This is a genomic window from Halomonas sp. E14 (assembly GCF_052568415.1).
Genome location: NZ_CP199423.1, coordinates 669408 through 694605 on the forward strand (window position 1 = coordinate 669408; position 25198 = coordinate 694605).

20 protein-coding genes and 2 tRNA genes are annotated in these 25198 nt (G+C 67.3%); 15 read left to right on the forward strand and 7 right to left on the reverse strand.

The genetic code is table 11. The features are described 5' to 3' along the window. Positions 1-41 precede the first annotated feature (41 nt). Both ACT7B3_RS03080 and ACT7B3_RS03085 read right to left on the reverse strand, forming a co-directional pair. Complete coding sequence (locus ACT7B3_RS03080; protein WP_445156816.1) at positions 42-1796, reverse strand: methyl-accepting chemotaxis protein; 1755 nt, start codon at positions 1794-1796, stop codon at positions 42-44. Between the two features lie 116 nt (positions 1797-1912). Continuing rightward, entirely contained in the window at positions 1913-2734 is an 822-nt protein-coding gene (locus tag ACT7B3_RS03085) for an acyl-CoA thioesterase (RefSeq protein WP_444678403.1), read from the reverse strand. Between the two features lie 59 nt (positions 2735-2793). On the opposite strand from ACT7B3_RS03085, the gene tadA reads away from it, so the two are divergent. After that, a complete protein-coding gene (tadA, locus tag ACT7B3_RS03090) occupies positions 2794-3285 on the forward strand; it encodes a tRNA adenosine(34) deaminase TadA (protein WP_445156817.1) in 492 nt (163 codons plus the stop codon). On the opposite strand, the gene ACT7B3_RS03095 is transcribed toward tadA, so the two are convergent. Together ACT7B3_RS03095 and mltF are read right to left on the reverse strand one after the other, a co-directional pair. Beyond that, on the reverse strand, positions 3262-5232 hold the full coding sequence (locus tag ACT7B3_RS03095) for a diguanylate cyclase (RefSeq protein WP_445156818.1): 1971 nt from the start codon (positions 5230-5232) through the stop codon (positions 3262-3264). The two genes, tadA and ACT7B3_RS03095, sit on opposite strands and share 24 nt — an antisense overlap. A 12-nt stretch (positions 5233-5244) precedes the next feature. Beyond that, positions 5245-6711 (reverse strand): membrane-bound lytic murein transglycosylase MltF, encoded by a 1467-nt coding sequence (mltF, locus tag ACT7B3_RS03100; protein ID WP_444678400.1) that lies wholly within the window; start codon positions 6709-6711, stop codon positions 5245-5247. A 153-nt stretch (positions 6712-6864) separates the two neighbouring features. Here mltF and purL point away from each other — a divergent pair, with 153 nt between their 5' ends. After that, complete coding sequence (gene purL, locus ACT7B3_RS03105) at positions 6865-10818, forward strand: phosphoribosylformylglycinamidine synthase (protein WP_445156819.1); 3954 nt, start codon at positions 6865-6867, stop codon at positions 10816-10818. Between the two features lie 81 nt (positions 10819-10899). On the opposite strand, the gene ACT7B3_RS03110 is transcribed toward purL, so the two are convergent. Then, positions 10900-11364, reverse strand: coding sequence for a hypothetical protein (locus ACT7B3_RS03110; protein ID WP_445156820.1), 465 nt, complete (start codon positions 11362-11364; stop codon positions 10900-10902). Between the two features lie 345 nt (positions 11365-11709). Between ACT7B3_RS03110 and ACT7B3_RS03115 the strand changes: the two genes are divergently transcribed. The 8 genes from ACT7B3_RS03115 (at position 11710) to nadA (ending at position 18717) form a co-directional block, all read left to right on the forward strand. After that, entirely contained in the window at positions 11710-12504 is a 795-nt protein-coding gene (locus tag ACT7B3_RS03115; protein WP_445156821.1) for a crotonase/enoyl-CoA hydratase family protein, read from the forward strand. 12 nt (positions 12505-12516) lie between these two features. Further along, complete coding sequence (locus tag ACT7B3_RS03120) at positions 12517-14421, forward strand: DEAD/DEAH box helicase family protein (protein ID WP_445156822.1); 1905 nt, start codon at positions 12517-12519, stop codon at positions 14419-14421. Between the two features lie 100 nt (positions 14422-14521). Continuing rightward, entirely contained in the window at positions 14522-15463 is a 942-nt protein-coding gene (locus ACT7B3_RS03125; RefSeq protein WP_445156823.1) for a segregation and condensation protein A, read from the forward strand. Next, positions 15460-16299 (forward strand): SMC-Scp complex subunit ScpB, encoded by an 840-nt coding sequence (gene scpB, locus ACT7B3_RS03130; protein WP_445156824.1) that lies wholly within the window; start codon positions 15460-15462, stop codon positions 16297-16299. The genes ACT7B3_RS03125 and scpB overlap by 4 nt, the downstream gene beginning before the upstream one ends. Continuing rightward, entirely contained in the window at positions 16296-17153 is an 858-nt protein-coding gene (gene rluB, locus ACT7B3_RS03135) for a 23S rRNA pseudouridine(2605) synthase RluB (protein ID WP_445156825.1), read from the forward strand. The genes scpB and rluB overlap by 4 nt, the downstream gene beginning before the upstream one ends. A 97-nt stretch (positions 17154-17250) precedes the next feature. After that, positions 17251-17326: transfer RNA gene (locus ACT7B3_RS03140), tRNA-Lys, on the forward strand. A 30-nt stretch (positions 17327-17356) separates the two neighbouring features. Beyond that, positions 17357-17432, forward strand: a tRNA-Lys gene (locus ACT7B3_RS03145). Between the two features lie 256 nt (positions 17433-17688). Continuing rightward, positions 17689-18717 carry a quinolinate synthase NadA gene (gene nadA / locus ACT7B3_RS03150; RefSeq protein WP_445156826.1) on the forward strand — a complete coding sequence of 343 codons (1029 nt, stop codon included), beginning with the start codon at positions 17689-17691 and terminating at the stop codon, positions 18715-18717. Positions 18718-18781: 64 nt separating this feature from the next. Here the strand turns inward: nadA and ACT7B3_RS03155 are convergent, their stop codons facing one another. Then, positions 18782-20248, reverse strand: coding sequence for a M48 family metalloprotease (locus tag ACT7B3_RS03155; RefSeq protein WP_445156827.1), 1467 nt, complete (start codon positions 20246-20248; stop codon positions 18782-18784). A gap of 146 nt (positions 20249-20394) precedes the next feature. On the opposite strand from ACT7B3_RS03155, the gene ACT7B3_RS03160 reads away from it, so the two are divergent. Beyond that, positions 20395-20643 (forward strand): sulfurtransferase TusA family protein, encoded by a 249-nt coding sequence (locus ACT7B3_RS03160; protein WP_445156828.1) that lies wholly within the window; start codon positions 20395-20397, stop codon positions 20641-20643. Further along, positions 20640-21743 carry an AI-2E family transporter gene (locus ACT7B3_RS03165; RefSeq protein WP_444678394.1) on the forward strand — a complete coding sequence of 368 codons (1104 nt, stop codon included), beginning with the start codon at positions 20640-20642 and terminating at the stop codon, positions 21741-21743. The genes ACT7B3_RS03160 and ACT7B3_RS03165 overlap by 4 nt, the downstream gene beginning before the upstream one ends. A 41-nt stretch (positions 21744-21784) precedes the next feature. On the opposite strand, the gene ACT7B3_RS03170 is transcribed toward ACT7B3_RS03165, so the two are convergent. Then, on the reverse strand, positions 21785-22261 hold the full coding sequence (locus ACT7B3_RS03170; RefSeq protein WP_445156829.1) for a peroxiredoxin: 477 nt from the start codon (positions 22259-22261) through the stop codon (positions 21785-21787). 184 nt (positions 22262-22445) lie between these two features. Here ACT7B3_RS03170 and dapA point away from each other — a divergent pair, with 184 nt between their 5' ends. From dapA to ACT7B3_RS03185, 3 genes are read left to right on the forward strand one after another with little or no spacing between them, the layout of a single operon-like run. Then, positions 22446-23330 carry a 4-hydroxy-tetrahydrodipicolinate synthase gene (dapA, locus tag ACT7B3_RS03175; protein ID WP_445156830.1) on the forward strand — a complete coding sequence of 295 codons (885 nt, stop codon included), beginning with the start codon at positions 22446-22448 and terminating at the stop codon, positions 23328-23330. 47 nt (positions 23331-23377) lie between these two features. After that, entirely contained in the window at positions 23378-24349 is a 972-nt protein-coding gene (locus ACT7B3_RS03180; RefSeq protein WP_445156831.1) for a lipoprotein, NlpB, read from the forward strand. After that, a complete protein-coding gene (locus tag ACT7B3_RS03185) occupies positions 24349-25158 on the forward strand; it encodes an MBL fold metallo-hydrolase (RefSeq protein WP_445156832.1) in 810 nt (269 codons plus the stop codon). The genes ACT7B3_RS03180 and ACT7B3_RS03185 overlap by 1 nt, the downstream gene beginning before the upstream one ends. Positions 25159-25198 lie beyond the last annotated feature (40 nt).

The window sequence follows — 25198 nt, forward strand, 5'->3', positions numbered from 1 at the left end:
CGCCAGCGGCCGCGGCTGCAAGGGCAGCGGCCTGCCTGGATTCAGAAGGCTTCCCATTCCGCCTGGGAGCCGGGCCGAGCGGGCGAGGCGGGCACCTTCCTGCTCGCGGCGGGTAGCGCAGGCAGCTGCCTGGCAGGCGTGGCAGCTGCGGCCCCGCCATTCTCGCGCTCGTCGCCCAGGATGAAAGTGCCGACCAGGTCGCTGAGTTGCTGCGAGTGACGGCGCATCTCGGCGGCCAGGGAGGACGTATGCTGCACCATGGCGGCATTCTGCTGCGTCATGGTGTCCATCTCGGCCACGGCCGTATTGATCTGGCCGATGCCGGCATTCTGTTCACGCGCGCCGGCGCTGATTTCGGCGATCACGTCGCTGACCCGTGCCACGCTGGACACGATCTCCTGCATGGTGGCGCCCGCCCGCTGGACGATCTCGCTGCCGCTGCGAGCGTGGGCCACGGAGGTATCGATCAGCGTTCGGATTTCCTTGGCGGCATCGCCAGAGCGGCTGGCCAGGGTGCGCACCTCCTGCGCCACCACGGCGAAGCCGCGGCCATGTTCGCCGGCCCGAGCGGCTTCCACCGAGGCGTTGAGCGCCAGTATGTTGGTCTGGAAGGCAATGCCGTCGATCAGGCTGACGATCTCGGCGATACGGCTCGATGAGGCGTCAATATCCGCCATGGTGCGCTCTACGCGCTGCATGGCGCTTTCGCCATCACGCGCTACCTGGGTAGTGGCGACGACCAGCTGATTCGCCTGTTGTGCCGATTCAGCGCTGTGATTCACCGTGGCGGTGATCTCCTCCATGGAGGCGGACGTTTCCTGCAGGTTGGCGGCGGCCTGCTCGGTGCGCGTGGCCAGTTCATCGCTGCCCTGGGCAATGTCTTCCGCGGCGAGATGCACGCTGGTAGTGCTGCGGCGCACGTCGCGCAGGGTCTCTTGCATGCGGGTGACGAAGGCATTGAACTGGGTGGCCAGCTCGCCGATCTCGTCCTGGGTTTCGGCGTTAAGGCGGCGGGTGAGGTCGCCCTGGCCCTGGGCGATGTCGCGCATGGCATCTGCGGTGCGACGTATGGGGCGAATCGTGCGGCGCACGAGCCATACCGAGGCGGCCGCCACCACAGCGAACAGCGCCAGCCCGGTCAGGATTGACGACAGAATGGCGCTGCGCAGCACGCTGGCGGCTTGGAGGTCGGCCTTGGCCATGGCGGCATCGATATCGGTGATATAGACCCCCGCGCCCAGCATCCAGCCCAGCTCGGGAACGGTGTCGACGAACGAATACTTGGGCTCCACGTCGTTGGTGCCGGGGTATTCCCATGGGTACTGATAAAAGCCGCCCCCCTGCTGCGCCAGCGAGATCATGTCGCGGATGATGAAGGCGCCATCGGGGGCGCGCAGGTTGCTGAGGTCGGTGCCCTCGCGTTCCCGACTGTAGGGCAGCACAATATTGGTACCGTCGTACTGGTAGGCAAAGATGTAGTTATCGCCTTCGAAGCGAATCGCACGGAGGATCTCGGCGGCTTGCTCGCGCCGCTGTGCCTCGCTGAGGCCGCGATTCTGCAGCACGGGCTGGATGGCCGTGCGGGCACTTTCGACGACGTCGCGAACCCCGGCCTGGCGCGTTTCGATCAGCATGGCACGCTGCATGGCCAGGGCATCCTGGTTGCCCACGATGCGGTCGCGGGCATCCAGCGTGACAAGCACGAGGGTCGTCACCAGCAGGGGAAGCAGCACCAGGGCCAGGAGCTTGCTTTGAAGCCCGAAGGCGCGCCTGGAGCCGCTTAAGGAATCTGTCATTATCCGAATCTCGTCGTGCGTTCCATGGAAGATTTTTCCAATATCGACGGTTCGGTAGGGAACTTTAGCCTCGGATGCGGCTGGTGCCGTGTCGAGAAGCGCTCAGCGCTCAGCGCTCAGCGCGCTTCGCGCAGGCGCGTCAGGCCTTCCTGCGCGGTGGAGGCCACCAGCCGCCCGCTGCGGTCGTAGATGCTGCCGCGGGTGAAGCCGCGGGCCCCGCCGGCCCAGGGGCTGTCCATGTCGTAGAGCAGCCAGTCGTTGACCTTGACGTCGTGGTGGAACCACAGCGCATGGTCGAGGCTGGCGATCTGCAGCTTGGGGTCGCGGAAGGTGATGCCGTGGGGCACCAGCGCCGTGGTCAGCAGGTTGAAGTCGGAGCTGTAGGTCAGCAGGTAGCGGTGCAGGGCCGGGTCGTCGGGCAGCTCGCCGGTCAGGCGGAACCACAGCCGCTTGCGCGAAGGCTGGCCGGGTTCGGCGTCATCGCCCAGGTGCAGGAATTCGATGGGGTGGCCGGGGAAGCGCTCCAGGCGGGCATCGGGCTGGTGAGCCAGCGCTTCGGGCGAGGCGAGTTCCGGCATCGCCATCTGGTGGGCCAGGCTCTCTTCGCGGCCATGGAAGGAGGCGCTGCAGAAGAAAATCGGCCGGCCTTTCTGAATGGCGGTGACGCGCCGGGTGGTGAAGCTGCCGCCGTCGCGCACGGCATCGACCTGATAGACTACCGGGCGATGCGGGTCGCCGGGACGCAGGAAGTAGCCGTGCAGCGAATGGGCCTGGCGGCTGGGGTCCACGGTGTGAGTGGCGGCCGAGAGCGCCTGGCCGAGCACCTGGCCACCGAACAGCTGCGGCAGACCCAGGTCCTGGCTGCGGCCACGGAACAGGTTCTCTTCGATTTCTTCCAGGCCGAGCAGGTTGACCAGCGCATTCAGGGCATCGGACATGAGGCTTCCTCGGGGCGTCTCATACGGTTGTTTCAGCAAGGATAACGGAGTCGGCGCCGATGCGCAGTGACGAATTCTACATGCATCGGGCGCTGGACCAGGCCCGCGAGGGGCTGGCAGCCGGCGAGGTGCCGGTGGGCGCGGTGGTGGTGGATGCGGCAGGCGAGATCATCGGGGCGGGCTACAATGCGCCGATCTCGGGGCATGATCCCAGCGCCCATGCCGAGATCCGCGCGCTGCGCGCCGCCGCCGAGCGGCTCGGCAACTACCGCCTCGACGGCTGCACGCTCTACGTCACCCTGGAGCCTTGCCTGATGTGCACCGGGGCGATCATTCATGCGCGCATCGCCCGCTTGGTCTACGGTGCCGCCGAGCCGCGCACCGGCATGGTGGAGTCGAAGGCCAACCTGTTCGCCCAGCCTTGGCACAATCACCGGGTCGTGGTGGAAGGCGGTGTGCTCGCCGTGCGCGCCTCGCGGCTGCTCAAGGCGTTCTTCGAAGCGCGCCGCCAGGTCGACGCGACGGCGTCAGGCGCGCTCGATGACGGCTAGGGCCGGCGCGGCCTTGACCCGGTTGCGCCCTTCGGCCTTGGCGCGATAGAGCGCCTCGTCGGCCGCCTGCATGAGCGTGGCGACATCCAGTGCCCCCTTCTCCAGCGTGACCACGCCGACGCTGACCGTCAGGGTGCTGCCATCATGTTGTGACAGCGCGGCGTCCTGCACGCTGCGGCGCAGCGTCTCGGCGATCTCCACGGCCTGGCTCCCGCCTGCCTGAGGCAGGCAAGCGACGAATTCCTCCCCGCCGTAGCGGGCGAACAGTCCGCCGTGTTGCTCGATCACTTTGCGACCGATGTCACCCAACTGGGTCAGGTAGCGGTCGCCGACCAGGTGGCCCTGGTGGTCGTTGACCCGCTTGAAATGGTCGATGTCGCAGATCAGTACGCTCAGCGGGCGCTGTGCGGCGTTGGCCTGCAGGGTTTCCATGAACAGCCGTCGGTTGGGCAGCCGGGTCAGCTCGTCGTGGCGGGCCAGCCATTCAATTTCCTGCTGGAGCTGGCTGCGCACGCGGATCTCGCGGCGCAGTTCGGTGTTGGCGGCATGCACCCGCCGGTGCTGACGGGCCAGGCGCGTGTAGCCGTGCAGCACCAGGTAAAGCAGGTAGGCCAGCAGCAGCCCGATGACCAGGCTGATGACCGGGTGGCGGGGCAGCCGCTGCAGCAGGCTGGCGTGGCTGGGCTGCACGCTGAGGGTCAGCGGCTCGCCGGCCACGCCGAGCGGCACCGCGTGATGCCAGGGGCCCAGGCGCCCTTCGGGCAGGCGCTCGGCCAGGTGCTGGTCGCCCTGGCGTAGCACAAGCCCGACATGGCGGCCATCCACTTCCTGAAACAGCGTCTCCGCGAGGATCGGCAGGCTGATGACCATGGCCACGGCGCCCAGGGTGCGCTGCTCGTCCAGCGGTATCGGCAGGTAGTGAATGATGCCCGGCACGCCCTGCAGCAGCGGAATAACGCCCGTGCGGCCGATGCGCTGCTCGACGAGCGCAAGGCTGACCGCCTCGCGGCTGGCGGGCTGGGCATCGAAGAGCCGAGTGCCCTGAATCCGGAGATTGAGCTCGCTGGCCGGGTAGACCCGGGTGAGACGACTGTCGGGATCGACGAAGGCGATATTGAGCAGGAAGCGGAAGTCGCGCGCATAGGGACCAGCCTGGCCGGCCCATTCCGCTTGGGTGGGGGGCGCGTCGAACAGGGTCCAGACGTTGGCGAAGCGCTCCACCGCCGCCAGGTGGTCGTATACCTCGCGGGTGAGTCGGCTGCCCAACTGCTGGGCCTCCGCTTCGACCGCGGTGCGCAGCCCGCGCTCGGTGACGCCTTGCTGGTGATGCCACAGCAGCAGGGTGGCCACGACGAGCGCCAGCGACGGGAACAGGGCGCGGCCGAGCGTGGCGGCGTGGGCACGCCAGCCGGGCTGGGCGGCCAGCCCCTGCCCGACCAGCAGCAGGGCCATGGCCAGCGTGGCCCAGGGGCCGGCGGCCAGGCGTAGCAGTGGCGCCTGGGCGGCAGCGGCGAGCAGACCCTGCAGGCTGACCAGCAGCGCAACCATGACCAGCAGCAGTGGGCCGCCCCGCGCGGCCTGGGAGCGCGTGATGATCAGCGCGCCGAGCAGGAGCAGGGTCAGGGTGGGCAGCAGGCCCGGGCGCCAGGCCTCGAGCGACAGGCTCGTATCCAGGCCGCGGCTCATGGCGTCCCAGCTTGCTGTCGCCACCCAATACTCTGGCAGGGTGTAGCTGAGCAGTGCCAGGCCGAGGGGCAGCAGGGCAGCACTCACCAGTCCCTTGGCCAGCGCTCGTGCGCCCAGCAGCAGCATCAGCTGGGCCAGGATGAGCATGGCCAGCAGGCCGAGGGTGACCAGCTCGTGCATCGGCTGGCCGCCGTGGGAGCCCGGTGCCAGCGGCACGCAGGCCAGGCAGGTGACGAGAAGGGCGCGGCGTTGCATGGTCATGCCCTGTTCCTGCTAGAGAAGGGGAGAAATGATGTCGAACAACGGGGCTTCGTCGGCCTCGCCGTTGGCCATCTCGTTGAGCTGCAGGTACTGCTGCTGGCTGCGATCCACGTAGCTCAGGATCTCATAGTAACGCCGGATGTTGCGCACGTAGATCACCGGCTCGCCGCCGCGGGCGTAGCCGTGGCGGGTCTGGCTGTGCCATTCGCGCTTCTGCAGCAGCGGCAGCGCCTCGCGCACGTCTTCCCAGCGATCGGGGTCGCCGCCCAACTGCTCGGCGATACGCCGGGCGTCGTAGAGATGCCCGAGGCCGACGTTATAGGCGGCCATGGCCATATAGAGCCGGTCATCTCCTGTTATCGACTCCGGCAGCCGATCCTTGAGATGGCGGAGATAGCGCGCCCCGCCGTCGATGCTCTGGGCGGGGTCGAGACGGTCGCTCACACCCATCTCGCCGGCGGTGGGCAGGGTCAGCATCATCAGGCCGCGCACGCCGGTGGGTGAGGTGGCTTCCGGGTCCCAGTGTGACTCCTGGTAGCCGAGGGAGGCCAACAGCTTCCAGTCGAAGCCGGTGTTGCGTGCCGCTTCACGAAACAGCGCGGTATAGGTGGGCAGCCGCGCATGCACGTGGGCGATGAAAACCCGGGCGCCGACGTATTCGAGGTAGTCGTCATGGCCGAAGTGGCGGTCGATGAGCGCATCGAGCCAGCCCTCCTGCCGCAGCTCTTCGAGGAAGCGGTTGGCCGCCTGCTGCAGCGTGAGGCCGCCGTGGGCGGGAAAGGCCCAGGCCATGGAGAGCGGCTGGCCCAGCAAGAAGCCGCGCTCTACGCCGGGGAAGAAGATTCGGTTGATGCGAAACTGATGCTCGAAGACTACCGCCGCATCCAGGTAGCCGTTTTCGACCTGGCTGAGCAATTCTGCCACTTCGACGTCCGAGGATTCCCGCCAGCCCAGCGCCGGGTGCTCGACCTGCAGTTCGCGCAGCACGCGGTCGGCTCCGGAGCCGCGAATGGTGCCGATGGTGAGTCCCGCCAGTCCCTCGATATCGGTGACCGGCGGCAGGCCGCGGCGGTAGACCAGCAGCGGTTGCAGGTCGAGGATCGGGCGGCTGTAGATGAGGCCCGGCTGGGTCAGGTCCAGCGGCAGCGCGGCGGCGGCCAGATCGCCCTCCAGGCGCACCGCGTCCAGTGCGCTCTGGATGTGGTGGCGCGCATCCAGGGTCAGGCTGACGCCGAGGAAGTCGGCGAAGCGGCGCACCAGCTCGTACTCGAAGCCGGTCGGGCCGTGGCGCCCTTCGTAATAGGTGGTCGGCGTATTGCGCGTGTGAATGCTGAGGAAGTCGCGCTCGCGTATTTCGTCCAGCAGGCCGCTGGCTGGCGTGAAGTGGCGATAGGGGGCCAGGCACAGCACGACACCCAGCAGCAGCAGGGCGGCCAGGCGCAGGCGGCTCAGCAGGATAGGACGTTCGGGCTCGGGCATTCAGGCGACGGTCGGCGAAGAGAGCTTCACGATAACGGCACGCGGCACGGCTGTCATCCGCCGCATTTCGTCTGTCCGGCGCTTTCCAGTATCATGGCGCCTTCTATGCCGCCGTGCGGCCCTCCCTCCGCTTGCTTCAGAGGCTTCCAAGACATGCTCGAACTTCGCGGCGCGCCTGCCCTTTCCGCTTTCCGTCACGACAAGCTGCTGGCTGCCCTGCGCGCACGGGTTCCCGAGGTCGAGTCCCTGCACGCTTCCTACGTGCATTTCGTGGATCACGACGGTGAGCTATCCGACGATGAACGGAGTCTGCTCGATCAGTTGCTCGACTATGGCATCAAAGACGGTGGCGACCAGGGCGAGGCCGACGGCCAGCTGTTTCTGGTGGTGCCGCGTATCGGTACCCAGTCGCCGTGGTCGTCCAAGGCTACCGACATCGCCCGCAACTGCGGCCTGGCGCGGGTGCGCCGCCTCGAGCGGGGCGTCGCCTATCGCGTGGCGCTCAGGGCGCCGATGTCCGAAGCGGCCTTCATGGCGATTCGCGAGACCCTGCACGACCGCATGACCGAGAGCGTGCTGGTCAATGCCTCCGATGCCGCCCGGCTGTTCGCGCATCACGAGCCGGCCCCGCTGGGGCGGGTGGACATTCTCGAGGGCGGCCGGGCGGCGCTGGAGCAGGCCAACGTCGCGCTGGGCCTGGCCCTGGCCGAGGACGAGATCGACTATCTCGTCGAGGCGTTCCGCGAGCTTGCGCGCAACCCCACCGACGTTGAACTGATGATGTTCGCCCAGGCCAACTCCGAGCACTGCCGACACAAGATCTTCAACGCCGACTGGGTGATCGACGGCGAGGCCCAGAGCCATTCGCTGTTCAAGATGATCAAGAACACCTACCAGGCTTCGCCCGGCGACATCCTTTCCGCCTACAGCGACAACGCCGCGGTGATCAAGGGCAGCGAGGCGGGGCGCTTCTTCGCCGCGCCGTTGACCGGCAAGGCCGCCGAGCGTGCCGTGTACGGCACGCACCGCGAGCCGATCCATATCCTGATGAAGGTGGAGACTCACAACCATCCCACCGCCATCGCGCCCTATCCGGGGGCGGCCACCGGCGCCGGCGGCGAGATCCGCGACGAAGGGGCCACGGGCATCGGCTCCAAGCCCAAGGCGGGCCTCACCGGCTTCACTGTCTCCAACCTGCGTATTCCCGAGTTCGTCCAGCCCTGGGAAGCCTTCGACTACGGCAAGCCCGAGCGCATGCAGTCGGCGCTGGCCATCATGCTCGAAGGACCCATCGGCGGGGCCTCGTTCAACAACGAGTTCGGCCGCCCCAACCTGACCGGCTACTTCCGTACCTATGAGCAGGACACCCTGAGTGCCGGCGGCATCGAGCGGCGCGGTTATCACAAGCCGATCATGATCGCTGGCGGCTACGGCAACATTCGCGAGGGCCACGTCCAGAAAGGCGAGATTCCGGTCGGCGGCAAGCTGATCGTGCTGGGCGGCCCGGCCATGCTGATCGGTCTGGGCGGTGGCGCCGCCTCGTCGATGGCCTCCGGCGCCTCCAGCGCCGATCTCGACTTCGCCTCGGTGCAACGCGACAACGCCGAGATCGAACGCCGTGCCCAGGAAGTGATCGACCGCTGCTGGGCGCTGGGCGAGGCCAATCCCATCCGCTTCATTCACGACGTCGGTGCCGGCGGGCTCTCCAATGCCCTGCCGGAGCTGGTCAAGGACGGCGGCCGTGGCGGCCTGTTCGATCTGCGTGCGGTGCCCAACGCCGAGCCGGGCATGAGCCCGCTGGAGATCTGGTGCAACGAGGCCCAGGAGCGCTACGTGCTGGCGGTAGCACCCGAGGACCTCGATACCTTCGATGCGCTGTGCAGGCGCGAACGCTGCCCCTACGCCGTAGTCGGCGAGGCCACCGAGGCCCATCACCTCGAGGTGCGCGACGGCCACTTCGAGGCCCAGTCCATGGCCAGCCAGCCGGTCGATCTGCCGATGAGCGTGCTGTTCGGCAAGCCACCCAAGATGCAGCGCGAGTTCCGGCGCGAGTCGCTGGAGCTGCCCGGCGTGATGCTCGACAACCTCGATCTGCGCGAGGCCATGGATCGCGTGCTGCGGCTGCCCACGGTAGCCTCCAAGAGCTTCTTGATCACCATCGGCGATCGCTCCATCACCGGTATGGTGGCCCGCGACCAGATGGTCGGCCCGTGGCAGGTGCCGGTGGCCGACGTCGCCGTGACCACGGCGAGCTACGACACCCATGCCGGCGAGGCGATGGCCATGGGCGAGCGTCCGCCGGTGGCGCTGATCGACCCCGCGGCCAGCGCCCGTCTGGCGGTGGCCGAGACCATCACCAACCTGGCGGCCGCGCCGATCGCCAAGCTGTCCGACATCAAGCTCTCCGCCAACTGGATGAGCGCCGCCGACCATGTCGGCGAGAACCAGGCGCTGTTCGATGCCGTGCATGCGGTGGGCATGGCGCTGTGCCCGCAGCTCGGCATCGCCATTCCGGTGGGCAAGGACTCCATGTCCATGCGCACCGCCTGGCAGGCCGAGAACGACAAGGGCGAAAGTGAAGAGAAGAGCGTCACCGCGCCGCTGTCGCTGGTGGTCACCGGCTTCGCCCCGGTCACCGATGCGCTGAAGACCCTGACCCCGCAGATCAACCTGGAGCAGGACGAGTCCGATCTGATTCTGATCGATCTGGGGGGTGGCAAGAACCGTCTGGGCGGCTCGGCGCTGGCGCAGGTCTACGGCCAGCTCGGCAACGAGTGCCCCGACCTCGACGATCCCGAGGATCTCAAGGCATTCTTCGCCGTGATCCAGGGGCTCAACGCCGACGGCAAGCTGCTGGCCTATCACGACCGCAGCGACGGCGGTCTGCTGGTCACGCTGCTGGAGATGGCCTTTGCCGCCCATGCCGGCCTCGAGATCAAGCTCGACTGGCTGATCGACGAGCCGACCCAGGCGGTGGATGCGCTGTTCGCCGAGGAGCTTGGTGCGGTGATTCAGGTCAACCGCCAGTACACCGAGGAGGTGCTGGCCCAGTTCGCTGCCGCGGGTATCGAGACCTGTGGCGTCATCGCCCGGCCGCGCTATGACGACCAGGTGCGCGTGACCCTGTTCGAGGAGCCGCTGCTCGAGACCACCCGGCTGCTGGCCCAACGCACCTGGGCCGAGACCAGCTATCGCCTGCAGGCGCTGCGCGACAACCCCGACTGCGCCAAGAGCGAGTTCGACGGCCTGCTCGACGGTCGCGACCCGGGCCTCTCCGCGAGCCCCACCTTCGATGTCAACGAGGACATCGCGGCGCCGTTCGTCAACACGTCACGCCCGGCGGTGGCCATCCTGCGCGAGCAGGGGGTCAATGGACACCTGGAGATGGCCTGGGCTTTCCACCATGCCGGCTTCGAGGCGGTGGACGTGCACATGAGCGACATTCTCGCCGGGCGTGTCGATCTTGCCTCGTTCAAGGGGCTCGTCGCCTGCGGCGGCTTCTCCTATGGCGACGTGTTGGGCGCTGGCGGCGGCTGGGCCAAATCGGTGCTGTTCAACCCGCGGGCGCGGGAGCAGTTCGCGGCGTTCTTCGAGCGCGACGACAGCTTCGGCCTCGGCGTGTGCAACGGCTGCCAGATGTTCTCCCAGCTGAAGGAGCTGATTCCCGGCGCCGACAGCTGGCCGCGCTTCGTACGTAATGAGTCCGAGCAGTTCGAGGCCCGGGTGGCGCTGGTGCAGGTGGAGCAGAGCCCGTCGATCCTGCTTGCCGGTATGGAAGGCTCGCGGCTGCCGATCGCCGTGGCGCACGGTGAAGGGCGCGCCGAGTTCCGCGACAGCGCTCACCTGCGCAGCATGCAGGGCAGCGCCCAGGTCGCCCTGCGCTACGTCGACAACTACGGCCAGGTCACCACCCACTACCCGTCCAACCCCAACGGCTCGCCTTCCGGCATTACCGGGCTGACCACGCCGGATGGCCGGGTGACCATCATGATGCCGCACCCCGAGCGGGTGGTACGGGCGGTCACCAACTCCTGGCGGCCCGCGGAGTGGACCCGCGACGGCGCCTGGATGCGGCTGTTCCGCAATGCCAGGGTATGGCTGGGCTGAGGCAGTCGATGCAGCAAGGACACGAGGCGACCCGCGGGTCGCCTCGTCGTTGAAGTTGCCGACCGTACGTCGGCGGATGGCTCAGGCGCGTTGCGCCATCGGCTCCAGCTCGATGCGTGAGGCGAGGAATTCTTCCAGCAGCGCATGCTCGCGGCGTTTCTGCTTGAGAATCGCCGTCAGCGCAGGGTAGAACGCCGCAACGCTGCTGGTGTCGCGCAGATGGCGATAAAAGCGCACCGAATAGTCGGCGTCGATCACGCTCTGCATGATGGCCTCAAGCGCCATGGTGGGGTTGGCCATGAACAGCAGCGGCGAGGCGGTAGCCGGCGCGCCATGGTCACGAAAGTCGGTGGGCGGGAGTCCCAGCTGCCGAACCAGGCGCCGCTGCTCCTCCAGGCAGGCTTCACACTGGATGCCCAGCGACGCCATCAGGTGGCTGACGGCGGTATCGTAGGGCAGGAAGCTGAACGCAAGGCGACGATAGCGGGTCAATTCTGCCCGCTCATGGGCCTCCGCCAGGTTGAGCTGTTCGGTGGGAGTCAACACAAGCCGAGTTGTCTTTGTTTGAATTTCTGGCATGGCAGTGTCCTCGAAACGGGCTTCACAGACGCTACCTGAGCATCCTGCGAAAGCGCTTGTCCTTTTTACATGATCTTCGTCAAGTCAAAGGGCATTCTTGATTGATAGACCAGTGATTCCATTCGCTAAGCATGACGAATTCCATTCCCGTCATCCCCCTGGCCCTGAGCGGGTAAGGAATTCGTCTGACACGGCTCTGAAGCTTCACTATAGCCAAAGCGCAGGGGAAAACCTGGAAAGAAATAAAACAGATGTTTGACAATTGTCACGCCGCGGCCAGACTGGCTGGATCCACTCCGTCGAGGTGCTTGCATGACACAGTCATCTTTCCATGAACGTGTGACGCTTTCCTTTCACCGGCACGTGGCCGAGGTCGCCCTCGCCCGGCCCCGCGAACATAATGGCCTCGACTGGGCGATGATCGACGGCCTGCTGGCCGCCCAGCGGCACCTGTGCGAGCTTGAGGACCTGCGCGCGGTGGTGCTCAGGGGGGAGGGCGAGAGCTTCTGCGCCGGGCTCGACATGGCGGCGGTCATGTCGCGGCCCGAGCGGCTTCCCGCGCTGTTGGCACCCGACGAGCAAGGCATCAATCCGGTGCAGCGTCTGGCGTTGGGCTGGCGCGATGCCGGCGTGCCGGTGATCGCCGCGCTGCACGGGCACGTCTACGGCGGCGGGCTGCAGATCGCCCTGGGGGCGGATATTCGCGTGGTGCATCCCGAGGCTCGGCTGGCGGTGCTCGAGATCGTCTGGGGCATCATTCCCGACATGGGCATCAGCGTGACGGGGGAGGCGGTTCGCAGCGACGTGCTGCGCGAGCTGACCTGGACCGGGCGTAAGGTCGACGGGCATGAGGCGGTGAGCCTGGGGCTCGCCACGCGCCTGGCCGACGATCCGCTGGCCGTGGCCCGCGACATTGCCGCGGCGGTGGCGACGCGCTCGCCCCGGGCGGTGGCGGCGTCACGCGAGCTGTTCACCCGCGCCCCCGGCATGTCAGAGCGCGAGCGGCTGGCGCTGGAGGCCAGCCTGCAACGCAGCCTGCTGGGCAGCGAGCAGCAGCAGGAGGCGGTGGCGGCACGCCTGGCCGGGCGCGAGCCGCGCTTTACCTGAGGCTGCCCGGCCATGACCACCTCGCCCACTCCCGATTTTCGGCCCGCCGCCCCGACGCTGCGCCCCTACCAGCAGGAGGCGGTGCGCCGTGTGGTGGCGCATTTCCGTGGCTCCGATGAGCCTGCGGTGGTGGTGTTGCCCACCGGCAGCGGCAAGTCGCTGGTCATCGCCGAACTGGCGCGCCTCGCCCGCGGGCGGGTGCTGGTGCTGGCCCACGTGCGCGAGCTGGTGGAGCAGAACCACGCCAAGTACCTGGCCTACGGCCTCGAAGCGGATATCTTCAGCGCCGGCCTGGGGCGCAAGGAGAGCGCGCGGCAGGTGGTGTTCGGCTCGGTGCAGTCGGTGGTGCGCAACCTGGCGCGCTTCGATGCCTCGGCACAGGCACAAGGCCAGTTCACGCTGCTGGTCATCGACGAGTGCCACCGGGTCGCGCCGGACAAGGACGCCAGCTATCGCCGCGTGATCGAGGCGCTGAGGCGGGCCAATCCGCGGCTCAAGGTGCTGGGCCTGACCGCCACGCCCTATCGCCTGGGCCAGGGCTTCATCTACCACCGCCATTACCACGGCATGGTGCGCGGCGGCGACGACGGCTTCTTTCGCGACTGCGTGTTCGAGCAGCCGCTGCGGCTGATGGTCAAGCAGGGCTACCTGGCCGAGCCTAGGCGCGTGGATGCCGCCGTGGAACGCTACGATTTTTCCGCGCTGGTGCCGGGGGCGGGCGGGCTGTACCGCGAGGAGGAACTCAACCGCGTGGCGGCGGGCAACCGCGCCACGCCGGGTATCGTCGCCGAGATCGCCGAGCGCGCGCGCAGCCGCCAGGGCGTGATGCTGTTCGCCGCCAGCGTGGCTCACGCCGAGGAGGTGCTCGGCTACCTGCCGGCCGCCGAGGCGGCGCTGATCACAGGCGAGACGCCATCGCGCGAGCGTGAGCGCATCATCGCCGCCTTCAAGGCGCGCGAGCTCAAGTATCTGGTCAACGTGGCGGTACTCACCACCGGTTTCGACGCACCTCATGTCGACCTGATCGCGATCCTGCGGCCCACCGAGTCGGTGAGCCTCTATCAGCAGATCGTCGGTCGCGGTCTGCGCCTTGCCTCGGGCAAGCGCGACTGCCTGATCCTCGACTACGCCGGTAACCCCTGGGATCTCTACGCGCCGGAAGTGGGCAGCCCGCGCCCGGCCTCGGACACCGAGCCGGTGCAGGTCGAGTGCCCCGCCTGCGGTCACGCCAACCTGTTCTGGGGCCGCAAGGAGGGCGAGATCGTCATCGAGCACTTCGGCCGCCGCTGTCAGGGGCTTGTCGAAAGCGCCCGAAGCCCCGCTCAAAGCGAAAAAACAGCAACGATGGCGGGTGGCGCTGATGGAGGCCATGGCGCGGCTTCGGGCGCCTGTAAACCGGAGCAGTGCTCGTTTCGCTACCGCTTCAAGGTGTGCGGCGAGTGCGGCGCCGAGAACGACATCGCCGCGCGGCGCTGCCACGGCTGCCAGGTGCTGCTGGTGGATGCCGATGACAAGCTCAAGGAGGCGCTGCGCCTCAGGGATGCCCGGGTGCTGCGGGTGGCCGGCATGCAGCTCGAGGCCACCATCAACGGCCGCGGCCTGCCGCGGCTCAGGGTTACCTACCACGACGAGGACGGCGCTAGCCTGAGCGAGTGGTTTGCCCTGGAGACCCCGGCTCAGCGCGCCGCCTTCAGCGCAGTGTTCCTGCGCCATCATCTGCGCGCGCCGGGTATCCGCTGGCAGCCGGTCAGCGCGGAAGAGGTCATCGCCGAGCGCCGGCGCCTGCGCCACCCCGACTTCGTGGTAGGGCGCAAGGTGGGGCGCCACTGGCAGGTGCGCGAGAAGCTGTTTGACTACACCGGGCGCTATCGCAAGGCCGAGGCGGCGGAGTCGGTGCTGTCGCCGGGCAAGCACTGAGCGAGCGAGGGGCGGTCGCATGGCAGCAGCGCTGTCTCTCAACCTGCCATCTTGCTAGACTGCGCTGTTGATCGTGTTCCCCCGAGAGGCCAGCCCCCGCGTGAGCGAGACGCCCCCCACGGCTGTTGCCGAGCAGCCGGCCGCGAACGACGCCGAGACCCGGTCGGCGGTGCTGGCGCGGCTGTTCGACGAGCCGATCACCGAGCTGCCCGAGGATCTCTACATCCCCCCCGAGGCGCTGCGTATCTTTCTCGAGGCCTTCGAAGGGCCGCTCGACCTGCTGCTTTACCTGATCCGCCGCCAGAACCTCGATATCCTGGCCATCGACGTGGCCGCCATCACCCGCCAGTACATCGAGTACGTCGAACTGATGAAGGCGATGGAGATCGAGCTGGCTGGCGAATACCTGCTGATGGCCGCCATGCTCGCCGAGATCAAATCGCGCACGCTGCTGCCGCGCCCGCCCCGCGAGGCGGGAGAGGACGACGAGGCCGACCCGCGCGCCGAGCTGATCCGGCGGCTGCAGGAGTACGAGCAGCTCAAGAGCGCCGCCGAGGCCCTGGCCGCACTGCCCCGGCTGGGGCGCGACTGGTTCCCGGCGCGGGCGGTGCTGCCGCCGCTGCAGGCGCGGGTGATTCATCCCGATGTGGAGCTGGGTGAGCTGCTGGGGGCCCTGGCCGGCATCCTGCGCCGGGCCGAACTCAATCAGGCCCACCAGATCGGGCGCGAGGTGCTCTCGACCCGCGAGCGCATGCTGGCGATCATGGAGCGGCTCAACCATGAGCACTACACCCCGTTCGAGGCGCTGTTTAGCCTGGAAGAGGGGCGCGCCGGGGTGATCGTCACCTTCATGGCCATTCTCGAGCTGGCCAAGGAGGCGATGATCGAGATCGTGCAGAATGCCCCGCTGTCGCCGATTCACGTGCGCGCCCGGGCGCCGCGCGAGTACACCGAGGAGGCGCCCTTCGAGGGTGAAGGCGACGAGGGCGAGAGCCCATTCGCCGAAGCGGACGAATTGCCGGGAGAGGACGACGGCGCATGACGGCCATGGAACTGCCTGACAGCCTCGATGAGATTCTCGAGGCGGCGCTGCTGGCGGCCGCCGAACCGCTCTCGCTGGAGCGGCTCGAGGCTCTGTTCGACGACCACGAGCGGCCGCGGCGGAGAAACCTGCGCGAAGCGCTGGAGCGGCTGGCCGGACGCCATGATCGCGGTGCGCTGGAGCTGATCGAGACCGCTTCGGGCTACCAGCTGCGCATCCGCCCGCGGCTGTCGCCCTGGGTGTCGCGGCTGTGGGATGAGCGGCCCCAGCGCTATTCTCGAGCGCTGCTCGAGACCCTGGCGCTGATCGCCTACCGCCAGCCGGTGACCCGCGGCGACATCGAGGAAGTACGTGGTGTGGCGGTCAGCAGCTCGATCATGCGCACCCTGGCCGAACGCGGTTGGATTCGCGTGGTCGGACAGCGTGACGTGCCAGGGCGCCCGGCCGTCTACGCCACCACGCGTCAGTTTCTCGACGACTTCGGCCTCAAGACGCTGGACGAGCTGCCGCCGATGCACGAGCTTAGAGGCATGGCGGAGCCGGTGTTCGAGGATGAGGCCGTGCCGCCGCCGAGTGCGCTGCTGGCCCAGGCCGATGCGGGACATGACGCGGAAGAGGGCGACGCGAACGACGAGGATGAGTGGGTCGATGACGACGACACGCTAGCCGACACGACGGCCGGGACGGCCGACGCAGCACACGCCGGGAAGGCGTCCGACCGGCCAGGGCTGAGCTTCGCCGATCTAGAAGCGCGCCTGGCCGAACGTGCCCGCACCAGCGTCGACGATGACGGCGGGGCGGGGGCGGAATTCACCGACGACGAGAAGTCAGAATGACGAGCACTACCGAAAAATTGCAGAAGGTCCTGGCTCGTGCCGGGCTGGGTTCACGCCGCGAGATGGAGGCGGCCATTGAGGCTGGCCGCGTCAAGGTCAACGGCAAGGTGGCCACCCTGGGCGATCGTATCGAGATGCGCGACCGGGTCACCTTCGACGACCGCCCGGTGACCCTGCGCGGCGCCGAGGAGACCCCGCGCCGCGTGATCATGTACAACAAACCGGAAGGCGAGCTGTGCACGCGCAAGGACCCGGAAGGGCGGCGCACCGTGTTCGAACGCCTGCCGCGCCTGAAGGGCGAGCGCTGGATCGCCATCGGCCGCCTGGACATCAACACCAGCGGCTTGCTGCTGTTCACCACCGACGGCGAGCTGGCCAACCGGCTGATGCACCCCTCCACCCAGATCGAGCGTGAGTACGCCGTGCGGGTGATGGGCGAGGTGCGCAAGGAGCACGTCAAGGCCATGGTCGAAGGCGTCATGCTCGAGGACGGCCCGGCGCGCTTCACCGACGTGCAGGAGTTCGGCGGCGAGGGGATCAATACCTGGTTCCATGTGGTGATCATGGAAGGGCGCAACCGCGAGGTGCGCCGGCTGTGGGAGTCCCAGGGGCTCACGGTCAGCCGCCTCAAGCGGGTTCGCTACGGCAATATCTTCCTCGACAAGCGGGCCAAGGCGGGCGAATGGGTCGAGCTGTCCCAGGACGAAATCGATGACCTGGCGCTGGCCGCCGGCCTGGCGCCGCGCAAGGTGCCTGAACTCACACCGGACGAGAAGAACCGCTGGAGCCGCGACAAGCACAAACGTCGCCCGGTGCAGGCGATGCGCAAGCCGAGTGGCGGCAGGGGCCGCTAGGTCTCGCCGATGGCGGTTCGGCTTGGCCTACGCCGAAAGGCGAAAAAAATCCTTGCCAGAAAAGGGTGTGGCCAGTAACATCTGCCCCCGTTCGGAAGGGTCGTTAGCTCAGTTGGTAGAGCAGTTGGCTTTTAACCAATTGGTCGTAGGTTCGAATCCTACACGACCCACCACTCCGAACCTGGATGCTGTTTGCAAGCGTCGGGTCGTTAGCTCAGTTGGTAGAGCAGTTGGCTTTTAACCAATTGGTCGTAGGTTCGAATCCTACACGACCCACCAGATTCCACACCCCGCCTCGAAGAGGCGGGGTGTTTTTGGTCTTGCCGGGCGAAAAGCCAACGGCTCACTTCGGCCTGGCGAGATGAGCAAAGTGCCGGGGGTAGGCAAGGCCCTGCCAATGTGGTTTACAATGGCACGATGGGCCACGGCGAGAGACGCCGATGACCCGCAGGCGTATCGCCCGTGCGGAGTGCACGACACGCGATGCACCCGGCACATGCAGGGGGAGCCCCTGCCAGTCACAGTGGTAGACACGATGACGATCATGACTTCCCAAATCGAGGTGCGTGAGCATCTCGCCCGCGCCTACTGCCCGACCCGCATCCCGGCTGAAGACGAAGCGCGTATCGAAGAGATCAAGCGCTTGCTCGTCCAGCACAATGCGGTGCTGGTGGCGCACTACTACACCGATGACGCGATCCAGCAACTGGCCGAAGAGACCGGCGGCTGCGTGGCCGATTCGCTGGAGATGGCCCGCTTCGGGGCGCGTCACTCGGCCGATACCCTGGTGGTGGCCGGCGTGCGCTTCATGGGCGAGACGGCCAAGATCCTCTCCCCCGAGAAGCGTGTGCTGATGCCTACCCTGGAGGCGACCTGTTCGCTCGACGTGGGCTGCCCGGCCGATGCCTTCAGCGCCTTCTGCGACCAGCATCCCGACCGCACCGTAGTGGTCTATGCCAACACTTCGGCGGCGGTGAAGGCGCGCGCCGACTGGGTGGTAACCTCCTCCATAGCGGTGGATGTCATCGAGCACCTGCAGGCGCGCGGCGAGAAGATCCTGTGGGCACCGGACAAGCACCTGGGCGGCTACATCCAGCAGAAGACCGGGGCCGACATGCTGTTGTGGGATGGCGCCTGCATCGTCCACGAGGAGTTCAAGGCCAAGGGCATCGAGGATCTCAAGGCGATCTACCCCGATGCTGCCGTGCTGGTGCATCCGGAGTCGCCGGCTTCGGTGGTGGCGCTGGCCGATGTGGCCGGCTCGACCTCGCAGCTGATCAAGGCGGCCACGGAGCTGCCCAATGACAAGCTGATCGTGGCCACCGACCGCGGCATCTTTTTCAAGATGCAGCAGATGGTGCCGGGGAAGACGCTGTTCGAGGCCCCTACCGCCGGCAGCGGCGCGACCTGCCGGAGCTGCGCGCACTGCCCGTGGATGGCGATGAACGCGCTGGACAACCTTGCCGGCGCCCTGCGTGAAGGCAGCGGCGAGATCTTCGTCGACGCCGAGCTGCGCCAGAGGGCGCTCAAGCCGCTGGAGCGCATGCTCAACTTCCAGAAGTGAAAGGGGCGGTTACACCGCTGGACTTATGAGCCTCGAGGCCCGCGCACCAGCGCGGGCCTTTGCGTTATCTAAACTTATCCATTGTCTCGCGATAGCCCACAAAGGCCTCGCGCCGCTGCTCGATGCGTGCCGCCGCGTTGGCGTCGCCGCTCTGCTCTGCGACCTGGCGTGCCACGTCGAGCTGGCGAATGGCGCGCTGGATGTCGCCGGTGAGCTGCATGTGCTCGGCGCGCGCCAGGTGGCCCCAGGCTTCGCGGCCGCTGCGCCCGGCGGCTTCAGCCAGCAGGTTGAACACCTGAGGGTCTTCCGGTCGCTGCTCCGCCAGCTCGCGCAGGATCCGGTAGGCCTCGTTGGGGTCGCGCTGCAGCAGCGCTTCGCCCAGAATGCGGGTCGCCGGCATGTAGCCGGGCATCACCCGCAGCAGGCGGCGGCTGCGTTCGATGGCGTCGTCGTAGCGACCGGCGGCGAAGGCTACCTCGGCGGTGCTGGCCCGCAGCAGAGCCAGGTCGGGCATTTCCTGGGCCAGCGCGTCGAGTTCGCGCAGGGCCGTGTCGGTCTGCCCGCGCTGTGCCGCGATCAGCGCGTCGAGGTAGCGCCGCGCCGAGGCGGGGGCTGCGTCCTGCTCCATGCGCGTGGCGGCCTGCTGCGGGTCGCGCTGATGCGTCGTCAGCAGCGCTCTGGCGCGAATCATGGAATAGATGGGCCCGTCATGGCGCGAGGCGACCGGTTCGAGCTGGCTGGCGCGGTCTTCGGCGTCGCTGATGCGCGACTCTGTCAGCGGGTGGGTAAGCAGGAACTCCGGTGGGTTGCCCCCCTGCAGGCTGGCCTGGCGCTGCATGGCGCGGAACATCCGCACCATAGCCTGGGGGTCGAAGCCGGCCTGAGCCATGGTCTGCAGGCCGAGGCGGTCGGCTTCCTGCTCGAAGCGGCGGGAATAGGCCAGCTGATCCTGAATGAAGGCGGCCTGGGAGCCCATGGCGGCGGCGATGCCGGCCTCGCCGCCGCCGCTGGCGGCGATCAGCATGCCGGCCAGCATGGCGGCCATGGCCGGCAGCTGGGTCTGCTCGGCGCGCGCCTGGCCGCGAGCGTAATGGCGCTGGGCGAGGTGGCCGAGCTCATGGGCAAGCACCGAGACGACGGCGTCCTCCTCGTCGGCGAAGGCGAACAGGCCCGCATTGACGCCGATTACCCCGCCCGGCACCGCAAAGGCGTTGAGCGTGCGGCTATCCACTAGGGTCACCACGGTGCGGCTATCGTTGATGCCGCTATGGGGGGCGAGGCGTGACAGCAGGCTCTCGACATACTCCTGGGCGATGGCGTCGTGCCAGATAGGCGCGCGCGCGCGGAACTGTCTGAGCCAGGCGCGGCCCAATCGATACTCCTCGCCGCTCATGGCCTGACTGCTGCCCATCAGACTGGGCAGGCCGTAGTCATCCGCGGCGGCTGCCGGCGCTGGCGCCACGGCAGAGAGGGAGAGCGCCAGCGCCAGGGTGCCGGCGGTGCTCAGGTGGGTCAAGGGCTTGCGCAGCATGTGCCTGTCTCGCTCGAAGAGGCCTTGGGGTTAGCATCCGACATTGATTCGACCTGCAAAGTGCCTTTAAATCTCAAGGGTTTCGTCGTTGTCTGCAAGAGCGCTTCCAGGCGGCAAACCCCTCACGCATTCTCCCGGGAGACAACATGGCTGTGCAACCAGATGACGTACTTGATGCCTGCGGCCTGCCCTGCCCCCTGCCGCTGCTCAAGGCGAAGCAGGCGCTGGCACGGCTCAGTGCCGGCCAGCTGCTCGAGATCATGGCGACCGATGCCGGCTCCTGGCGCGACTTCGAAACCTTTGCCGAGCACAGCACTCACGAGCTGGTAGGGCGCGAGGCGCGAGGCGAGGTCTACCATTACTGGCTTCGCAAGGGCGAGGGGCGCACTACATGACCCTGCGGCAAGTCTTCAAGGGCTGGGTGGATCACTACTTCTCCGATGAGGAGGCGGTGATCCTGCTGGTCGTGCTGATCCTGGGCTTTGCCGCAGTGATCCTGTTCGGCCGCATGCTGGCCCCGTTTCTCACCGCGCTGGTCCTGGCCTTCCTGCTGCAGGGGGCGGTCAATGCATTGACGCGCCGCGGGGTGCCGCATCTGATCGCCGTCACGCTCATCTTCCTCGGCTTTCTTGGTGCACTGCTGGCGCTGGCCTTCATCCTGGTGCCATTGATATGGAACCAGCTGGTGGGGCTGGTGCAGGAGACGCCACGCATGTTCGCCAGCGGCCAACGCTGGCTCGATGACATGCAGGCGCGCTACCCAAACCTTGTCACCCCCGACCAGGTCCAAGAGTGGATCGGCGTGGCCGGGCGCGAGATGACCCAGTTCGGCCAGCGTGCCCTGACCCTGTCGCTGGCCTCGCTGGGCAACGTGCTGTCGCTGATCATCTACCTGGTGCTGGTACCTATCCTGGTGTTCTTCCTGCTCAAGGATCGCGAGCAGCTGGTGAATTTCACGCTGTCTCTGCTACCCCAGCAGCGGACCTTGATGACGCGGATCTGGAAGGAGATGGACGACCAGATCGCCAACTATGTGCGCGGCAAGTTCATCGAAATCATCATCGTCGGCACGGTATCGTTCTTCACCTTTGCCTTCTTCGGCCTGCCCTATTCGGCGCTGCTGGCCGTGCTGGTGGGGTTCTCGGTGCTGGTACCCTACATCGGCGCCGCCGTGGCCACCCTGCCGGTGGCCGCCGTGGCGGGGTTCCATTTCGGCATGAGCGAGCAGTTCCTCTACGTGCTGGTCGCCTACGGCGTGATCCAGGCGCTGGATGGCAACGTGCTGGTGCCGATCCTGTTTTCCGAGGCGGTGAACCTGCACCCGGTGTCGATCATTGTGGCGGTACTGTTCTTCGGCGGGATCTGGGGCTTCTGGGGGATCTTCTTCGCCATTCCGCTGGCGACGCTGCTCAAGGCGCTGGTCTATGCCTGGCCAAGGGGCATGAAGCAGCATCAGGCCGAAGAGGCGCGGATCGCGGAGCCGGCGGGCAAGTGAGGCAGTGCCGGCCGGGCCTGGCGGCTCGGCCGGCCGGTCGCTCAGCTCTCGGCGTGCAGGGCCTGGGCGGCTTTCAGTACTTCCTGGGCGTGGCCGCCGACCTTGACCGCGCGCCATTCACGGGCAAGCCGACCTTCGGTGTCGATCAGGAAGGTGCTGCGTTCGATGCCGAGATGCTCCTTGCCGTACAACTTCTTCAGCTTGATGACGTCGAACAGCTTGCAGACTTCCTCGTCCTTGTCGGAGATGAGTTCGAAGTTGAAGGCCTGCTTGGTCTTGAAGTTCTCCTGGGCCCGCAGGCCGTCGCGGGAAACGCCGATCACCACCGTATTGGCCTCATCGAACGCTTCCTTGCGGTCGCGGAAGTCGCCACCTTCGGTGGTGCAGCCGGGCGTGCTGGCCTTGGGGTAGAAGAAGATCACCACCTGGTGGCCCTTGAGCGCCGACAGGGACAAGGTGGTGGCGCCGGTGGCGGGAGCGGTGAAGTCCGGAACGGACTGGCCGATGGCAAGCGTCATGCAAGACTCCTTGGCGGATGGAAGCCCTTCATTACACGCAGCGCGACAGCCGCTGTCAAAGAGCGCGTCGGCCGTGCTGTACAGGCCTGTGCGGCCTGAGTACCATTTACCCTTTGCTCGTGGCGGCGGCGGCGTACGACGCCCGGGTACGGCCTGAGCAGTCAATGCGTAGAGGAACGAGAGGATGATCACTGGCAGTATCGTCGCCCTGGCGACGCCGATGAAGCCCAATGGCGATATCGACTGGGAGGCGCTGCGCCGCTTGGTGAACTTCCACTTGGAGAACGGCACTGACGGCATCGTGGCGGCCGGCACCACCGGTGAACCCACCACCATGTCGTTCGCCGAACACTTCGACGTGATTCGCGCCGTGGTGGAGGAGGTCAACGGCCGCATTCCGGTCATCGCCGGCACTGGGGCTAACGCCACCTCCGAAGCCGTCGAGCTGGCCCGTTACGCCAGCGAAGTCGGCGCCGATTACTGCCTTTCCGTGTGCCCGTACTACAACAAGCCCACCCAGGAAGGCCTGTATCGCCACTTCAAGGCGGTAGCCGAGGGCAGCCGCCTGCCGGTGATCCTCTACAACGTGCCCGGCCGCACCTGCTCCGATCTCTACAACGAGACCGTGATGCGCCTGGCCGAGGTCGACGGTATCGTTGGGCTCAAGGATGCCACGGGCAACCTGGAGCGGGCCGAGGATCTGATCGCGCGCCTGAAGGGCAGCGACTTCATGCTCTACTCCGGCGACGATGGTACCGCCTGCGAGTACATGCTGATGGGGGGCAACGGTGACATCTCGGTGACCGCCAACGTTGCACCCAAGGCCATGCACGAGCTGTGCGTGGCGGCCGTGGCGGGTGACACCGACCGTGCGCACCAGATCAACACGCGCCTCATGCCCCTGCATACCAATCTGGGCATCGAGTCCAACCCGATTCCGGTCAAGTGGGCGCTGCACCGCATGGGCATGATCGACAAGGGCATTCGCCTGCCGTTGACCTGGCTGTCCGAAAAGTACCATGCAACGGTGGACGAGGCGCTGCAACTGGCCGGCGTGATCGAAGATTGACCGAGAGCGAGCCCCGCTGCCCGATAACCTGACTGCAAGGTGGATGCATGAAGTGTGCGCTGAAATGGATGCCGCTGGTGGCAATCGCTGCCATGGCCACCGCCGGCTGTGCCCGGGACGGCTTCTACGATGACCGCAATATCGACTATCGCGAGGCCCGGCTGAGCACACCCCTGGCCTTGCCCGAAGGCCGCGACATGCAGCGCTACCGCGACATCATGCCGGTGCCGGAGGCCAGCGGCTCGCTGCGCGAGCAGGAGGGCCGCTTCCGTGCGCCGAGCCCCGAGCGCATGGTGGCGGGCGGTGCGGCCGAGCGCGACTACGTCGAGCGGCGTGAGATCGGTAGCGATCGCTGGCTGGTGATCGGCGCCGACCCCGGCATGGTTTGGCCGCAGCTGCAGGACTTCGCCCGCGCCCGCGGGCTGCAGGTGCAATCCAGCGATGATGCCCGCGGCGTGCTGGACACGGCCCAGGGGCGGCTGAGCGTGCGTCAGGGGCTGCGTGCCGGCGACAGCGAGGTGCGCTGCGACCAGAACGGTCGCCCGGTGGCTGCCTGCCTCGATGCGCTGGAGCAGCACTTCAGCGCTCGCAGTGCCACCGCCAGCGCGGCCTCGCTGGCTGGCCAGCGGATGACCAGCGAAGACCGCCTGCGCTTCGAGCAGCTTGCCGGCGGCGACTGGGTAGTGCGCATCCCGCTTGACATCGATCGCGTCTGGGCCGAGCTGAGCCACCAGCTGGAAGCCGATTTTGCCGTCGAGGGCCGCCGCGAGCTGCTTGAGCAGAATCCGCAGCAGCATGACTTCCTGGTCAACTACATGACCGTATCGGAGCGCGGGCGAGGCTTCCTGCAGATCGCCCTCAGCCCCGACGTGCGCCAGATGCCTCAGGAGATTCGCCTGGTGCTTGAAGCCGACGGCAGCGGGCGTACCACGCTGCGGGCCGTCAACGAGAGCGAGCGTCGCTTCGAGGCCGAGGATGCCCGCGAGCTGCTGGAACGGGTAGCGGGCCTGCTGCGCTGATGCAACCACCGCAGCCGGGCAAGGCACCACCCAGCGGGATGGCGCGTCTGCGCTTTGCCTCGCTGGGCAGCGGCAGCAAGGGCAATGCCACCCTGGTCAGCGACGGTGAAACCCAGGTGCTAGTCGACTGCGGTTTTGGCCTGCGCGAGACCGAGCGGCGGTTGGCGCGCCTCGGCGTGCACCCGCGCCAGCTCGATGCCGTGCTGGTCACCCACGAGCACGGCGACCACCTGCGCGGCGTGGGCCCCCTGGCGCGGCGCTATCAGCTTCCGGTCTATCTGACCCCGGGGACCTGGCTCTCGGGCCGGTTGGGCGAGGTGGCACAGCGGCACTGGATCACGCCGCAGTCGCGCTTCGCGGTGAAGAGCCTCACCATCGACCCGGTTACGGTGCCCCACGATGCCCGCGAGCCGGTACAGTTCCGCTTCCGGGCCGGCGACCGCCACCTGGGGGTACTGACGGACCTGGGCCATGTCAGCGAGCATGTGGTCGAGGCGTTTCGCGGCTGTGATGCGCTGATCCTCGAGTGCAATCACGACCGCCATCTGCTCGAGGTCGGCCCTTACCCGCCGCGGCTCAAGCGCCGCGTCGGCGGCAACTGGGGGCACCTTGCCAATGCGCAGGCGGCGACCCTGCTGCGCCGGCTGGGGCTCGACCGCCTGCAGCAGATCGTCTGCTCGCATCTGTCCGAACATAACAACCGCCCCGAGCTCGCTCTCGAGGCCCTGACGCCGCTGCTCGACGGCGATGCGTCTCGTCTGACCGTGGCCGCCCAGGATGATGGGCTGCACTGGCAGGCGGTGAATTGAGTTGCCCCCTTCAGGTCACGCGAATTCCTCTCTGGAGACT

Coding starts and splice junctions, on each gene's coding strand:
- ACT7B3_RS03080 (WP_445156816.1), bottom strand. CDS start 1,796: ATGACAGATTCCTTAAGCGGCTCCAGGCGCGCCTTCGGGCTTCAAAGC.
- ACT7B3_RS03085 (WP_444678403.1), bottom strand. CDS start 2,734: ATGTCCGATGCCCTGAATGCGCTGGTCAACCTGCTCGGCCTGGAAGAA.
- tadA (WP_445156817.1), top strand. CDS start 2,794: ATGCGCAGTGACGAATTCTACATGCATCGGGCGCTGGACCAGGCCCGC.
- ACT7B3_RS03095 (WP_445156818.1), bottom strand. CDS start 5,232: ATGACCATGCAACGCCGCGCCCTTCTCGTCACCTGCCTGGCCTGCGTG.
- mltF (WP_444678400.1), bottom strand. CDS start 6,711: ATGCCCGAGCCCGAACGTCCTATCCTGCTGAGCCGCCTGCGCCTGGCC.
- purL (WP_445156819.1), top strand. CDS start 6,865: ATGCTCGAACTTCGCGGCGCGCCTGCCCTTTCCGCTTTCCGTCACGAC.
- ACT7B3_RS03115 (WP_445156821.1), top strand. CDS start 11,710: ATGACACAGTCATCTTTCCATGAACGTGTGACGCTTTCCTTTCACCGG.
- ACT7B3_RS03120 (WP_445156822.1), top strand. CDS start 12,517: ATGACCACCTCGCCCACTCCCGATTTTCGGCCCGCCGCCCCGACGCTG.
- scpB (WP_445156824.1), top strand. CDS start 15,460: ATGACGGCCATGGAACTGCCTGACAGCCTCGATGAGATTCTCGAGGCG.
- rluB (WP_445156825.1), top strand. CDS start 16,296: ATGACGAGCACTACCGAAAAATTGCAGAAGGTCCTGGCTCGTGCCGGG.
- nadA (WP_445156826.1), top strand. CDS start 17,689: ATGACGATCATGACTTCCCAAATCGAGGTGCGTGAGCATCTCGCCCGC.
- ACT7B3_RS03155 (WP_445156827.1), bottom strand. CDS start 20,248: ATGCTGCGCAAGCCCTTGACCCACCTGAGCACCGCCGGCACCCTGGCG.
- ACT7B3_RS03160 (WP_445156828.1), top strand. CDS start 20,395: ATGGCTGTGCAACCAGATGACGTACTTGATGCCTGCGGCCTGCCCTGC.
- ACT7B3_RS03165 (WP_444678394.1), top strand. CDS start 20,640: ATGACCCTGCGGCAAGTCTTCAAGGGCTGGGTGGATCACTACTTCTCC.
- ACT7B3_RS03170 (WP_445156829.1), bottom strand. CDS start 22,261: ATGACGCTTGCCATCGGCCAGTCCGTTCCGGACTTCACCGCTCCCGCC.
- dapA (WP_445156830.1), top strand. CDS start 22,446: ATGATCACTGGCAGTATCGTCGCCCTGGCGACGCCGATGAAGCCCAAT.
- ACT7B3_RS03180 (WP_445156831.1), top strand. CDS start 23,378: ATGAAGTGTGCGCTGAAATGGATGCCGCTGGTGGCAATCGCTGCCATG.
- ACT7B3_RS03185 (WP_445156832.1), top strand. CDS start 24,349: ATGCAACCACCGCAGCCGGGCAAGGCACCACCCAGCGGGATGGCGCGT.